Genomic DNA, 12973 nt, shown 5'->3' on the forward strand with positions numbered 1-12973 from the left:
GCAGGATCGAAGCGTGCTGCAGTCACTGGTGTACATGAGTTCCGCGAAGGAGCCGTTCGACGACGAGGCGCTCGACGCGGTGCTCGAACACGCGCGGACGCGCAACACCGTCGACGGCCTGACCGGGATGCTCGTCCACCGGGGCGGGCGCTTCATGCAGCTGCTCGAAGGCCCGTACGACGCGGTGATGGCGACCTACGCCCGGATCCTCGAGGACGACCGGCACGACGAGGTCCGACTCCTCGTCGAGGAGTCGATCCACACGCGACGGTTCCCCGAGTGGTCGATGGCCTACGACCGGGAGTCCGACGGGGTCGAGGTGCCCGAGGGGTTCAGCACGTTCCTCGATCAGGGGGACCAGAGCGCGGACCAGAGCCGTCCCCGCGAGCTGCTGCGCTGGTTCCGGAACCACCCGATGGCCGACCCGACGGCGGCGAAGGGCAAGCACCGGCGCGAGGACTGACCGCGTCCGGCGACGCGGGCCGGGCGCCGGTGACCGGTCGGTCCATACTGGTTCGGTGACGACACTGCGAGGCACCATCCGCTCGACCGAGACGCGCGAGGCCGAGGGCTACGCCGACTCCGTCGTGGCAGCGAAGGAGGCAGCGGTCGCCGCGCTCGACCTCGACGGGTTCGCGTTGCTGCAGACGAACGCGGTCGAGAGCAAGGCGACGGGGGAGACCACGATCAAGGCGACCGCGCGGTCGACCGAGACGCGGGAGCACGAGGCGTCGGGGCCGAACTACGAGGCGGCGCTCGCCGCGTACCGGAACACGGTGCCCGAGGGGTGGCAGGCGCAGCACGTGTGGGTGGTGGCGGAGTAGCCACTGCGGCGCGCGCTCGTTCGTCAGCGGGTGGCCGCGCCGACGGGTTCGTCGACGCTGTACACCGTCGGTTCCAGGACGGGCACGGACGCGTGCTGCCAGAGCCAGAACCCGCCACCGCCCACGGTGAGCCGGTACGGACCCGGCGCCCGGTCGTAGCGTCGGGCAACGGCGTCGCGATTGTCGGAGTACACGCCACGCGACAGGGTCAGATGGCCGCAGTCGGTCGTCTCGAGCGACACAGCCGGGTGCGAGGAACCGATGCCCTTGACTGATCGGTTCGACACGGTGATGCCCTGTGCCGACGTGATCGTGCAGGCCACCTGCTCCTTGTGCGCGTCGTCGTAGGCGATCATGACGGGCAGACCGGGGAACATCGCCAGAGTGGTGATGAAGAAACCCACGGAGGTCAGCGTGAACAGCAGGTTGCGCCACCGTCGGGGCTGTCGGTCGACGGTGAGCTTGCGGAAGAAGCCCGTGAACTCCTCCCAGGGTTCGGTAGCGTTCTGTTCGAGCCAGTGGACGAGGACGTCGTGGTGGCGGTGGAACCGATCGGTGGAGAACCCTCGACCGCGTGCGGTCCTGCCTCGGATCGTGGTGTTGCCCGTCCCCGATGCGCTGAACTGGACGAGCTCGCCGGGCGCGATCGTCAGGGTCCGACGCATGTGTGGCACCACCTCGAGCCGATCGGGGAACACGCGGATGCGGTTCCTGATGCTGCCCACACCGAGGTACAGGCCGAATCCGCCGACGGCGAGCAGCAGGCCGCTCGTCCAGAGCTGGGTGAACCAGGCGCCTCCGGACACCGCACGGGTCGAGGCCAGCCAGATCCCGAGTGCGACGACGCCCGCGCACAATGCCGTCCACGCGATCGGAGCGATGACACTCCCGCGGACCGTGACCGGGCGCACCGCGTCGACGGCCCGTGTTGCTTCCCCCACCACGAGGCAACCGTACCCACGGGACGCTCCCACCTTCACGAGCGTTCAGCCCAGGTCAGGTTCCCGTTACATGAGGCACCTCCGCCCTGCCGTACCGTCCCTCGAACGGGGCACACGGGGGAGGAGGGGCTTCCCTGTAGCGGCCTCGGAGGGGAGGAGCAACATGGCTTCGATGCAGAAGCGGTCCGTTCGCCTGACGAGCGCGATCGGTGCAGCCACAATCGTCTTGACGGGGGTGGTGGTGCCGACGACGGCGGCCAGCGCAGCGACCGCGGGCAACGTCATCCTCGATTCGTGGGAGGACGCCAAGGGGCGTCAGGTCTTCGTGCGCGAGGGCACGTACAACGCGACATCAGGCAAAGGCTTCGGGATGAAGAAGATCCGCGATCGTCACAACCTCCACAAGATCAGCTCGCTCAAGTTCGTCGTGGCGAACCCGAACGGCGGCGAGGCGGAGGGCTGCGCGACCAGAAGATCGGGATCAGTACGGCGTACTGCCTGAGTGACAGCAAGGCCAAGGACTGCCCATCATGGGTGGACAAGGCACTCGCTACTCCGATCGACTTCGGCGCGAGGTCCCAGACGTCCTCGGACTCGTCGTCGGCAGCCCAGGAGCGGGCCAGGTTGACGTACCTGCCTCTGGCCGCGGTGCCGACGGGGATCGACGACTCGATCCCGACCGATTGAGCGAGGGAGATCAGACGGTATGAGTGGTTCCCAGACGGTCGACGAGGCGTTCACGAACGAGTTCGTGGCCGCTGTGCGAGCCCGCTTCCGCGACAGCGACCTCCTGCGCGACGGCATGGAGTGGGTCGCCGGCGGCGTCCAGCCTCCGGACGTGGCGACCATCCTCTACCGCGACCGTCCGGGCGGTCCGGTACTCGGTCGGCGCTACCCGCTGAAGGAGTACTCGGCGCTCTTCGGTGGCGAGACGGTGCAGTGGCTCGCGACGGAAGCATGGGTGTCCGACATCACGGCCCCGTCGGGGGACGGAGAGCGGAAGGACGTCGACTGGGCGGAAGGACTCGTGCCCGATCCGACCGAGGTTCGCTGGCTCGACTAGGACCGGCGGCGCGCGTGCTTCCATGACGAGAGGACGCGCGCCGTCGCCGTGTGGGCGAGGAGCTTCAGCGCTGTTCCGTGGCCAGCTTGCTGTGCTTCCGCGAGTACCCGAAGTACACGACACCCGTGGCAGTGCGGTGATGGCGTGTGGTGCATGCATTGGTTCGGCGCGGATCGGTGTTCCTGCCGAACGGTTGAAGCGGCAAGGCCAGCGTCGCGCATGAAACGATGTAGTTCGCGCACGTCGGCGGCAGTGACTTCAACGAGGGTTCGCGCTCCAATTGCGGGCTCGATGTACACGCGAACGAGGGACCCGTAGCTCTCGGCGGTCTTCGGGCGAACCTCCTGGTCGACGATCTCCGCCAACCAGTACCTCAGCCACGCGGTGAGCGATGAGCTGGGGACCAGTGGGGGAGCAGTTGGTACCTCGGTCGGTGCTGGCGGACGCGGCGTCGCTCCGCCCGCTGGAGGCGCAGGATTGCGAGCTTCCGAAGCGCCGTGTCGTAGTCCCGCGACCGAAGCGCGACGCGCTTACGGCGCCCGTCGACCTGAGGGAAGTCGAGTGCCACCTGCCAGTAGGTCAGTGGCTTGGACGCATCCGCTGGCACGCGGCAGATGGATCCGTCGCCTCGCGCCCTTCGGTCGTTCGTGGTGCCATGGGGCGTCCGCTGTGCTGCTTCTTCGATCACGCTCGCTCCTCGTCTTGGTTGGGAGGAAGCTAGCCATTCGCATCGCGTGGCAGAACCGCGGCAACGTGACGACGTGTCGGCGGACCCTCTCGCATAGCCACTCGGGTGGAAAGCGTGGCCGATCGGCTGTGCTGGTCACACTGCAGGATTGGATGCGGGGCGTTCGATTGCTTCACGGCTTCGCCGAGAGGAGGCTGCCATCGAGGGAAACGTCGCCGGAGGGGCCGGGGAGTTCTCCTCGGGGAAGGACAGAACATGAAGCTCACGAAGCCGCTCACCGCGCTGGGTGTCGCCACCGCCGTAGCACTGCCGCTCCTTATCGCTGGGCCGGCGCAGGCCGATGAAGCGGCGACGCCGGAGCAGCTCCCTCGGTTCGCGCTGCAGGCCCTCACAGGGCCGGAGGACACGTCGACATCGACGTTCACCGTTCCGGCAGGCAAGTACACCGACGCAGCCGGCAAGGTCCGCACCTTCGCCGCGCAGGCCACCTGGGTCTGCAACGGCAAGACCGACAACCCGCACTGGTCGAAGGGTGCCGCTAGCGTGATCGCGAAGACCCGCGTCACGTGCAAGGGCCCGACGGCGACGGTGCCCATCCGCGTCGAGTCGCTGCTCGGTAGGACGACCCACAACAGCATCAATTCGCTGCAGATCGTCGCCGAGTCGAACTACGTGCAGAACGTGGCCGCCGACCCCAACGGACTGATGTCGCAGACCTGGTACGTGCCTGCACAAGGCTCGGCCACTCACATCGCCAGAAACGCGTACTTCCGAGGCTCCCACTCCGGGCAGGCCGCTCCGCCGCTGAAGCCGTTCAACATCGGAGCCGCCGCCTCCGCCTTCATCTACGTGCCGTAAGACGCCCGAACGAAGAAGAAAGGGGGCCGGCTGCAACCAGCAGCCGGCCCCCTTTCTCACGTCTCAATGCACAGTGGCCAGTAGGTCGAGCCGACGCCCGCTCGGGCCATCTGTCTCGACGAACAGCTGGAACGACCTTCCACCCGCGTTTGCGCTGCCCCACTCGAGCACGGCACGAACATCGGTGGCACCCGTCAGCCGCCACTCGTCCGTGGCTCCGGCTTCGTCCGCGAAGTAGACGCGGTAGATCGATGTCTCGACCTCCGTCTGCACGTCTCTGGGATCGACCTGCTCTGCCTGCATCTTGCTGATCGCCATGCTCAGCACAGTACCCTCCGACCCGGACAACGCCCGCCGGACGTTCACTTGACCGGCGTCATGCTGGGATCAGAGACCGAGGAGCTTCCGCTTCGCCGCAGTGAACTCTTCGTCGGTCAGGACGCCGGACTGGTGGAATCTTGCGAGCCGCTCGAGTTCGGCGTCGAGGTCCGGCGACGCCGACGCGGGGCCGGAGAGGTAGGAGCGGCCGCCGGCGCCGCGGGAGCAGACGGGTACGGAGAGCCCTGGTAGTCCACGTGCGACGTCTGCTCGCGCACCCGCAGCGACTCACGCGATCGGAACGGCTCGTCGTTGATCGCGTTCACGCCCTCCCGGAAGTTCGGGATGTCCTCGAGCACTCCCGTCGAGTTCATCCGGGGACACGTGATCGCCGGCCCCACGGGCACCGACGCTGCGTTCGTTCACCCCGCTCACCAGGGCTGAACGACGAAAAAGCCCCACCCGTCGATACGGATGGGGCTCTCTCGTTGCAATACCTAGCCGTGGACCTCGTCACGGAACAGTGGCCGCGTCCACGAGCTGCGGATGTCCGCTGACCTGTAGCCAAAGGGCTCGAGAGCCGAGTGGAGCTCTGCGCTGTGCTGCGCTGGAACCGCTTCGATCGCTGCCACGGCCGCGGAACCGGCAGGCACCATGAGCGGGTCGCCGCCGATGGTGAACGGGATGCGGTCGTCCGCGCGAGCCACGTCGACTTCACGCGTGAAGAGCTCATTGCCCTCTTGATCGGCAACAAGCACGAGGACAGTGGTCCGCTTCTCCAGGCTGCCGCGCGCGATGTAGAAGGCCGCGTCCTCGATCAGCTGCTCGAGGTTCAGGTCGTTCGGGTCGGCGGTGATACTGATGTCTGGCTGCGTCTATCCCCCTCGAGGATCGGTCGAACGGGAAGGTCACGGTACCGAGGCCCACTGACATCCAGCTACCGCCAGACCGCTGAAGCCGCGGCCGTGTAGAGCCAGACCCTGCTTGAGCAGCGGCATTGTCCCGTCCGGCCTCTCCGATTCGCGCACGAAAGACGGGCTTGGACCCAGTCGCTGCCGCGAAGGCGATGGGGTACAGCTCGCCGTCGATCACCCTCGAGGTGTACGCCCACCTCTGGCCCGACGCTGCGGACCACACGCGCGCCGCGGCAGCGTCGCTCATGAGCTCGCCGGAGGATCCTGCGGACCGTCTGCGGACTGAGCAGGCGTAGAGGCCCCGAGATCCGCGAGGGCACTGTGTCGTCGCGAGTACCCGAAGTACACCCCGAGCCCGATCGCGAACCAGATCCCGAACCGCACCCACGTCTCCCACTGCAGGAACGTCACGAGCCACAGGGACGCGACGACGCCGATGATCGGCACGACGGGCATGAACGGCAGCCGGAACTGCCGGTCGAGGTCGGGCTGCCGGTAGCGCAGGACGATCACCGCCGAGCAGACGACCACGAACGCGAGCAGGATCCCGATGTTCGTCAGCTCGGCGACGACGCCGATCGGCAGCACCCCCGCGAGCACCGCCGACGCGACGCCGAGGATCCACGTCACCCGGGTCGGCACGTGGCGCTTCGGGTCGGTCTTCGCGAACCACTTCGGCATGAGCCCGTCGCGGCTCATCGAGAACCAGACGCGTGAGGCACCGAGCATGAAGGTGACGAGCACCGTCACGATGCCGACGATCGCCCCGATCGCGATGACGTTCGCGATGCCGCCGAGCCCGACCGACGCGAACGCCGACGAGAACCCCGAGGCCGGGTCGATGTCGGTGTACCGCTGCATGCCGGTGAGCACGAGCGTCGCCAGGACGTAGAGCACCATCGCGATGCCGAGGGACAGCAGGATCGCCTTCGGCATGTGCTTCCGCGCGTCGGTGGACTCCTCGGCGGCGGTGGACATGGCGTCGTACCCGAACACGGCGAAGAACACGGTGGCGGCGCCGGTCATCACCCCGCCGAACCCGAACGGGAAGTACGGCGAGTAGTTCGCGCTGTTGATGTGGAACACCCCGAGCACGACGATGAGGACGACCAGTCCGACCTTGATGGCGACGGCCACGAGTTCGAAGCGCGCGGCGCTGCGGATGCCCCGGGTCAGGACGAACGCGGTGAGCAGGCAGAGCACGATCGCGAACACGTCGACGACGTGGCCGTCACCGGTACCCGGCGCGCCGAGCATCCACGCGGGGAGGTCGATGCCGAACTGCCCGACCAGGAACCCGACGTAGCCGGAGATGCCGATCGCGACGACGGCGACGATGGCCGTGTACTCGAGCAGCAGGTCCCAGCCGATGAACCACCCGACGACCTCGCCGAGCACCGCGTACCCGTAGGTGTAGGCGCTGCCGGCCTTCGGGATGAGGCCGGCGAACTCGGCGTAGGACAGGGCCGCTGCGGCGCTCGCGACACCGGCGATGAGGAAGCTGATGAGGACCGCGGGGCCGGCGACGCCGTTCGCCACGGTGCCGGCGAGGGTGAAGATGCCCGCGCCGATGATGCCGCCGATGCCGATCGCGGTGAGCTGCCAGAGGCCGAGGTGTCGTTTGAGGCCGCCCTCGCCCTCGGGGTCGTCGTCGATCGTGTCGATGGGCTTCCGCCGGAAGATCCCCTGTGTCGTCGTCGTCACGCGCCCACTCTGCTCCTTCTGCGGCGGCGGTGGTAGACCCGGCTGCATGCGTCGTGCCGCTCGTGTCGAACCCGGTCCCGGTCAGGAGTCCGTCTGGGACTACCCGCGTCCTCCCGCGGTGGAGGCGGTCCCCGAACGGGTCGTCGTGCGGCTCGGTGGGGCGGTGGTCGTCGACACCACCGACGCGGTGCGGGTGCTCGAGACCTCGCACCCGCCGGTGTACTACGTGCCGATGGCCGGGGTCGAGCTACGTCCTGCGCAGGGGTCGAGCATGTGCGAGTTCAAGGGGCGCGCACGCTACTTCGACGTCGTCGGTGGTGACGGGGTCGTCGCTCCGCGTGCAGCGTGGAACTACCCGACCCCCGAGCCGGGCTACGAGGACCTGCGGGACCGTGTGGCGATCTACCCGTCGGCGATGGACTCGTGCGAGGTCGGTGGCGAGGTCGTGCAGGCGCAGGAGGGCGACTTCTACGGCGGGTGGATCACGTCGCGGGTGGTCGGTCCGTTCAAGGGCGGACCTGGCACGCTCGGCTGGTGACCACACCCCGCCAGCCGGCCGGCGGTGCGCAACACTGCGTGACCGACACGGTGACCAGCTGTCGGCGGTGCGCGAGCGGACCGACGTGACCCGCGCCTCCCGTCCGCTCAGCGCCGGGCGTAGGGCGACCAGAACGGCGGTGGGAAGCCGCCTCCGGTCGCGAAGGTGAGCAGCTGCCAGGCCATCATCACCAGCCCGAGTGCAGCGAGCACCGTGCCGATCCACGCCCACACCCGCACGGCGCGACGGCGACCGGCGATCCGGGTGGCCCGCAGCCCGCAGAGCACGCCCACGATGCCGAACGCGGCACCGAGGAAGACGTGCCGGGCCATGTCGGCGGCGGGCACGATGACGCCCATCCACAGCGACAGCGGTGCGAGCAGCACGGCGACCGTCGCCAGGGCGGCTGGCGGTTCGTGGTCGCGGACGACGGCCATGTCCCGAACAGTATCGGCACCGGGGATCCCGCGCCCACCGGCCGCGAATATCACTCGCGTTCCCGGGACGGTCCCGTCCCGCTGACGCCGCCCCCGGCGTGCCGCGCGCGACCGCGGACGCGCCGGACGACCCGGCTGCGGAGCGAGCACGATGGAGGTATGCGTTCCTTCGTCCGTGTCCTCCTCGGTGCCGCCCTCGTCTTCGCGGGCACGAGCCACCTCACCTTCGCCCGCCGCGACTTCCGTGCCCAGGTGCCGGACTTCGTGCCGCTCGACACGGACACGACGGTCCTCGCCTCCGGCGTCGCGGAGATCGGACTCGGCAGCGCCCTCCTGTTCACGCCGCGTCGTCGCCGGAGGACCGTCGGCACGATCGCGGCCCTGTTCTTCACCGTGATCTTCCCGGGCAACCTGTCCCAGTGGGTGAACCGACGCGACGCCTTCGGCCTCGACTCGGACGAGAAGCGCGTCGCGCGCCTGTTCGGGCAGCCCCTGCTCATCTGGGCGGCACTGTGGTCGACCCGCGGCCCGGCGCGTCCGGTGCGCTGATGTCCGGCCCGGCGGTGCCACGCGACCCGGACGTACCGTCCGGTCATCGTGGCGCAGCCGGTGCGGTCGGCCTGGCGGAGCCCGTCACGGCCGGCCGGGAGGCACGGCTCGTCATCCACGGACACCGCCGCGTCGCCGACGTGGTCTCGACGGTCCTGCTGCTGGTGCTGCTGGTCGTCGAGTCGGCGGCCGCCGGCGGCGGGATCGTCTTCCTGTCGATGGCGTTCCACTCCTGCGCTGCCCCGGGGAACACCTGCGACCTCGGGCTCAGCAGTGCGGTCGTCTCCGTCGGGCCGGTGCTCGTCGCCCTCGTGCTCGTGGTGACGTTGCTCGGGTGCACGCTGCGCCTGGTGCGGCGGCGGCTCGCGTGGCCGGTCGCGCTCGTCGGGATCGCGGCGCAGGTGGTGGTGTTCTCGGCGGCCCTGCTGCTGGTCGACAGCGCCGTGCGGCACGGGTTCTGACGGTCCTCCTGCACAGCGCTGTCCGGGAGGCAGCCGATCCACAGGTCGCCCGCGTGGCCCGTGCTCGGCGGCGTCGGCGCGCGAAGCTCGGAGCATGTCAGCAACCGAAGCACTGGACCGTCTGTTCACCACGCCCGCCCGTACCGACGACGACGTTGTCACCCTCGTCACCGGGGTCGTCGGGCGCCCCCTGCGACGGCAGTGCTGGGTGTTGTTCCTCGACGAACGGGCGCTGCCGGTGCCGTTCGTCCTGCCCGTGAGCGAACTGCCGCTGCAGCCGGACGAGCACGTCGAGGACTTCGCGACACTGGTGGCCGAGGTCAGCGTCGACAACGCCGCGGCCGAGGTCGTGCTCGTCTGGGAGCGTCCGGGGGAGACGCACCTGTTCCCGGTGGACCGTGAGTGGATCGACGCCTGTGCACGTGCCTTCGCCGAGCGAGCCGTGCGGCTGCGGGCGCAGGTCGCCGTGCTCGCGTCCGGGACGGCAGTGGTGGAGCCCGACGGCGCCGACGACGACGCCCTGCCGGCGGCGCCGTGACGGCGGTGTCCTCCCTGCGGCCGGGAGCGCCGTGTCGGTCAGCGCCGTGCCGGTCGGCGCTGGGCCGGTCAGCGCTGGGCCGGTCAGCGCCGTGTGGTTCAGACCGGTGTCGGTCAGCCCTGCGGAGCGGTGTCGGGGACGGTCTGGCCGGTCAGGCCCTCGACCACGGCCTTCGCCTCGGGCCAGAACCTGGCGTAGTGGTCGGGGTCCGAGTTGATCTGCACCGCGTGCGCCATCTGTGTCGGCGTCATCGTCTTCCAGCCCGGCGTCTTCACCAGCTTCGTGTAGAACATCGTCGCCGCCGTGTACGGGTCCATCCGCTGCTCGTACGTGCCCCACGCGCCGTTGTCGCGCTGCTGGAAGAGCCCGCGGCTGTCGGGCCCAGCGGCGTCACCGTGGTCGATGTTCACCAGGCTGGACTCACCGATGGCGGTCATCACGCCCACCGCCTGCGTGTGCGGTCCGATGCCCAGGTCCTGCGCGGCCTCGATGACGTACGCGGCGTTGACCAGACGGTCCTGGCAGAACCCGGCGATCGGGCCGGCCGGCACGACGGTCCCGCCGATCGTCCTCGACGCCACCTCGGGGCAGGCCGGGGCGGCGGTGACGGGCTTCGCGGCTCCGGTGAGCGAGTGCACCGCGATCACCACGACCACCACGACCCCGATGACGGCAGCGAGCACCCCGGCGCCGAACACCGAGGCGATCGTGATGCCGACGCGGCGCATGACGGGTCCTTCCGGGAGGGGCGGTCCGACGGCGGTGCTGCGGACGGTCGAGTGCAGGGCAGGACGAGCGTACGGGCACGTGCTGGGAACCACACCCGCCCGATCGGGGGTGTGTCGGATCGGTGCCACCGGCGGGAGCGCGCTGGGCGCTCCCGCCGCCGGCGACCACCGTCCCCGCTGTCGCTGGTCAGCGGCGGTGGGGGACGCCCGCTGCCGACAGCGAGAGCACGACGATCGTCCCGTCCGCGACCGCGAGGATCACGTCGGCCGCAACCATCAGTGGTCCCGGTGTCCGCGGTCCTCGCGTCCCGTGTCGGAGCGTCGAGGTGCCGCGTGCTGGTCGCGTCCGTCCTGGTCCGCCGCGTGGGAGCCGTCCTCGTGGTGGCGGTGCCCGGTGCCCGGGCGGATCACCGCGGTCGGCTCCGTGACGAGACCGGTCGGTGCCTTCTCGGTCTGCTTGCGGCCGTGGGTGAACCAGGTGACGAGCCAGAGCAGCACGCCGAGCGCGAGCAGGGCACCGGCGATCTGGTACTGCTGCGGGTCGCGACCCGACGAGAACGGCAGCACGAGCCACAGGCAGGTGACGACACCGATGACCGGTATCACCACGCCGGCGCGGAAGTGCTTGTGGCCGACCCGGTCGCGCCGGAGCACGAGCACCGAGAGGTTCACGACCGCGAATACCGACAGCAGCAGGAGCGAGGTCGTGCCACCGAGGATGACGACGATGGGGGAGTCCGGGTCGAGGGACACCCAACCGATGAGCAGCAGCGAGATCGCCGTGGTGAAGACGATCGCGGTCGACGGGGTGCGACGAGCCGGCGACACCCGCGACAGGAACCCGGGCAGCACGCCCTGCTTGCTCATGCCGTACAGCAGCCGCGACGCCATCATCATGTTGATCAGGGCGGTGTTGGCGACGGCGAACATCGAGATGAAGGGCAGCAGGTCGGCGATCGGGAAGTCCGGCGCGGCGGTCTGCACGACGGTGACCAGCGGCGTCTCGTTGCCGGCCAGCTCACCGATCGGCACGACGGCGACGGCGCAGATCGAGACGAGCACGTAGATGACGGCCGTGATCCCGAGCCCGGTCAGCATCACCTTCGGGAAGATGCGCGAGGGGTCCTTCGTCTCCTCGGCCATGTTGACCGAGTCCTCGAAGCCGACCATCGCGAAGAAGGCGAGCGACGTCGCCGTGGACACCGACAGCAGCAGGGTCTTGTCCTCCGGCGTCTCGAACATCACCACGCGCGAGAAGTCGGCGTTGCCGCCGGCGATCGCCCAGAAGCCGATGAGGATCACCATCACGAGACCGGACAGTTCGACCAGGGTCAGCACGACGTTCGTCTTGACGCTCTCGCTGACGCCGCGGAAGTTCACCGCCATCACGGCGAGCATGAAGCCCATCGCGATGAGCATCACGACACCGTTCGGCAGCTCCAGCCCGAAGCCGGCACCGAGGTTCGCCGCGAAGGCCCGCGACGCCGTGGACGCGGACGTGATGCCCGAGCACATGACGATGAAGGTCACGATGAACGTCACGAAGTGGATGCCGAACGCCTTGTGCACGTAGAGCGCGGCACCGGCGGTCTGCGGGTACTTCGTGACGAGTTCGAGGTACGAGAACGCCGTCAGCAGCGCGACCGCGAACGCGATGAGGAAGGGGAGCCACGCCGCTCCGCCGACCTCGGCCGCGACCTGCCCGGTCAGGGCGTAGACGCCCGTTCCCAGGATGTCGCCGACGATGAAGAGCAGCAGCAGCTTGGGGCCGATGACGCGCTTGAGCGTGGGCTGCTCCTGCTGCGTTCCGTCCGTCTTGGTGGTGGTCATACGTCAGCCTTTCCCGCGGGGTGGCACTCTGTCTACTCGCACAGGAAGGTCGACGCTGCCTGCAACACGCCCGTCGCACGATCGCGCGGTCGCTCACGGGTGCCGGTCGCTACGCTCCGAGCCATGTACGACGAGTCCAACACCACCGAAGAGCCCGTCGAGTTCGCCGACTTCAACGCCAAGCTGCTCGTCCTCGACGTCCTCTGCTACGACCTCGACGTGCTGGAGCCCTACGACGGCGACGACGACGAGGACGCAGGCGAGGACCTCGACGTCGAGGGGCAGGACGACCGCGCCCGCGAGTACTACGACGACCTCGACCTGCTGCCGTCGCACCTGGCGATGGTCACCGAGCTGACGGTCGACTCGGACCTCGAGGTCCTGCAGGACGTCCACCCCGGATGGGACGGCTCGGACGACCGCTACGACCCGCAGAACTGGGACGACGTGCTCGACCTGCCGGCCCTGTCGATCGTGTACGCCGCCGCGCCGCTGCCCGCGCACGTGACCGAGCGGCTCGCTGCGAAGGGCGTCGAGGTACAGTCCGCCTGACCTGCTCGACGCGGGCCCAGGGCGGATCCG

At 69.2% G+C, this 12973-nt stretch carries 17 protein-coding genes and 1 pseudogene; 10 read left to right on the forward strand and 8 right to left on the reverse strand.

Features of this window, described 5'->3' with window-relative positions; genetic code table 11:
• The first annotated feature begins 13 nt into the window (after positions 1-13).
• Entirely contained in the window at positions 14-463 is a 450-nt protein-coding gene (locus DEJ22_RS05660) for a BLUF domain-containing protein (protein ID WP_181430627.1), read from the forward strand.
• A 55-nt stretch (positions 464-518) separates the two neighbouring features.
• A complete protein-coding gene (locus tag DEJ22_RS05665) occupies positions 519-824 on the forward strand; it encodes a hypothetical protein (RefSeq protein WP_111225718.1) in 306 nt (101 codons plus the stop codon).
• A gap of 23 nt (positions 825-847) precedes the next feature.
• Here the strand turns inward: DEJ22_RS05665 and DEJ22_RS05670 are convergent, their stop codons facing one another.
• The gene (locus DEJ22_RS05670; RefSeq protein WP_146241644.1) at positions 848-1768 is read right to left on the reverse strand and encodes a hypothetical protein; all 921 of its coding nucleotides are present in this window, start codon (positions 1766-1768) and stop codon (positions 848-850) included.
• Positions 1769-1928: 160 nt separating this feature from the next.
• On the opposite strand from DEJ22_RS05670, the gene DEJ22_RS05675 reads away from it, so the two are divergent.
• The 3 genes from DEJ22_RS05675 (at position 1929) to DEJ22_RS05685 (ending at position 4374) form a co-directional block, all read left to right on the forward strand.
• Positions 1929-2267, forward strand: a complete 339-nt coding sequence (locus DEJ22_RS05675) for a hypothetical protein (protein ID WP_146241645.1) — start codon at positions 1929-1931, stop codon at positions 2265-2267.
• A 204-nt stretch (positions 2268-2471) separates the two neighbouring features.
• Positions 2472-2828 carry a hypothetical protein gene (locus DEJ22_RS05680; RefSeq protein ID WP_111225721.1) on the forward strand — a complete coding sequence of 119 codons (357 nt, stop codon included), beginning with the start codon at positions 2472-2474 and terminating at the stop codon, positions 2826-2828.
• A gap of 943 nt (positions 2829-3771) precedes the next feature.
• On the forward strand, positions 3772-4374 hold the full coding sequence (locus tag DEJ22_RS05685; protein ID WP_111225723.1) for a hypothetical protein: 603 nt from the start codon (positions 3772-3774) through the stop codon (positions 4372-4374).
• Positions 4375-4437: 63 nt separating this feature from the next.
• Here the strand turns inward: DEJ22_RS05685 and DEJ22_RS05690 are convergent, their stop codons facing one another.
• From DEJ22_RS05690 to DEJ22_RS05700, 4 genes and pseudogenes are all read right to left on the reverse strand, one after another.
• Positions 4438-4692, reverse strand: coding sequence for a hypothetical protein (locus DEJ22_RS05690; protein ID WP_146241646.1), 255 nt, complete (start codon positions 4690-4692; stop codon positions 4438-4440).
• A 69-nt stretch (positions 4693-4761) separates the two neighbouring features.
• Positions 4762-4815: pseudogene (locus tag DEJ22_RS15830) on the reverse strand (hypothetical protein); the annotation flags it as partial.
• The gene (locus tag DEJ22_RS05695) at positions 4809-5066 is read right to left on the reverse strand and encodes a hypothetical protein (protein WP_284174812.1); all 258 of its coding nucleotides are present in this window, start codon (positions 5064-5066) and stop codon (positions 4809-4811) included. The pseudogene DEJ22_RS15830 and the gene DEJ22_RS05695, both read right to left, overlap by 7 nt.
• A 783-nt stretch (positions 5067-5849) precedes the next feature.
• On the reverse strand, positions 5850-7310 hold the full coding sequence (locus tag DEJ22_RS05700; protein ID WP_111225726.1) for an amino acid permease: 1461 nt from the start codon (positions 7308-7310) through the stop codon (positions 5850-5852).
• Between the two features lie 46 nt (positions 7311-7356).
• On the opposite strand from DEJ22_RS05700, the gene DEJ22_RS05705 reads away from it, so the two are divergent.
• A complete protein-coding gene (locus DEJ22_RS05705) occupies positions 7357-7848 on the forward strand; it encodes a DUF427 domain-containing protein (protein WP_111225727.1) in 492 nt (163 codons plus the stop codon).
• Between the two features lie 107 nt (positions 7849-7955).
• Here the strand turns inward: DEJ22_RS05705 and DEJ22_RS05710 are convergent, their stop codons facing one another.
• The gene (locus DEJ22_RS05710; protein WP_111225728.1) at positions 7956-8285 is read right to left on the reverse strand and encodes a hypothetical protein; all 330 of its coding nucleotides are present in this window, start codon (positions 8283-8285) and stop codon (positions 7956-7958) included.
• 159 nt (positions 8286-8444) lie between these two features.
• Here DEJ22_RS05710 and DEJ22_RS05715 point away from each other — a divergent pair, with 159 nt between their 5' ends.
• The 3 genes from DEJ22_RS05715 to DEJ22_RS05725 all read left to right on the forward strand — a co-directional run bounded on the left by DEJ22_RS05715 (position 8445) and on the right by DEJ22_RS05725 (position 9833).
• Positions 8445-8834: a DoxX family protein gene (locus tag DEJ22_RS05715; RefSeq protein WP_111225729.1), complete on the forward strand. Its 390-nt coding sequence runs from the start codon at positions 8445-8447 to the stop codon at positions 8832-8834.
• Complete coding sequence (locus tag DEJ22_RS05720; protein WP_146241647.1) at positions 8834-9295, forward strand: hypothetical protein; 462 nt, start codon at positions 8834-8836, stop codon at positions 9293-9295. The genes DEJ22_RS05715 and DEJ22_RS05720 overlap by 1 nt, the downstream gene beginning before the upstream one ends.
• Before the next feature lie 94 nt (positions 9296-9389).
• Positions 9390-9833 (forward strand): hypothetical protein, encoded by a 444-nt coding sequence (locus DEJ22_RS05725; protein WP_111225731.1) that lies wholly within the window; start codon positions 9390-9392, stop codon positions 9831-9833.
• A gap of 113 nt (positions 9834-9946) precedes the next feature.
• Here the strand turns inward: DEJ22_RS05725 and DEJ22_RS05730 are convergent, their stop codons facing one another.
• Together DEJ22_RS05730 and DEJ22_RS05735 are read right to left on the reverse strand one after the other, a co-directional pair.
• Complete coding sequence (locus DEJ22_RS05730; protein WP_111225732.1) at positions 9947-10561, reverse strand: hypothetical protein; 615 nt, start codon at positions 10559-10561, stop codon at positions 9947-9949.
• Positions 10562-10837: 276 nt separating this feature from the next.
• Positions 10838-12391 (reverse strand): APC family permease, encoded by a 1554-nt coding sequence (locus tag DEJ22_RS05735; RefSeq protein WP_258379495.1) that lies wholly within the window; start codon positions 12389-12391, stop codon positions 10838-10840.
• Between the two features lie 123 nt (positions 12392-12514).
• On the opposite strand from DEJ22_RS05735, the gene DEJ22_RS05740 reads away from it, so the two are divergent.
• Positions 12515-12943 carry a DUF6892 domain-containing protein gene (locus DEJ22_RS05740; protein WP_111225733.1) on the forward strand — a complete coding sequence of 143 codons (429 nt, stop codon included), beginning with the start codon at positions 12515-12517 and terminating at the stop codon, positions 12941-12943.
• The last annotated feature ends 30 nt before the right edge of the window (positions 12944-12973 follow it).

The organism is Curtobacterium sp. MCSS17_007 (genome assembly GCF_003234175.2).
Taxonomy (GTDB): Bacteria; Actinomycetota; Actinomycetes; order Actinomycetales; family Microbacteriaceae; genus Curtobacterium.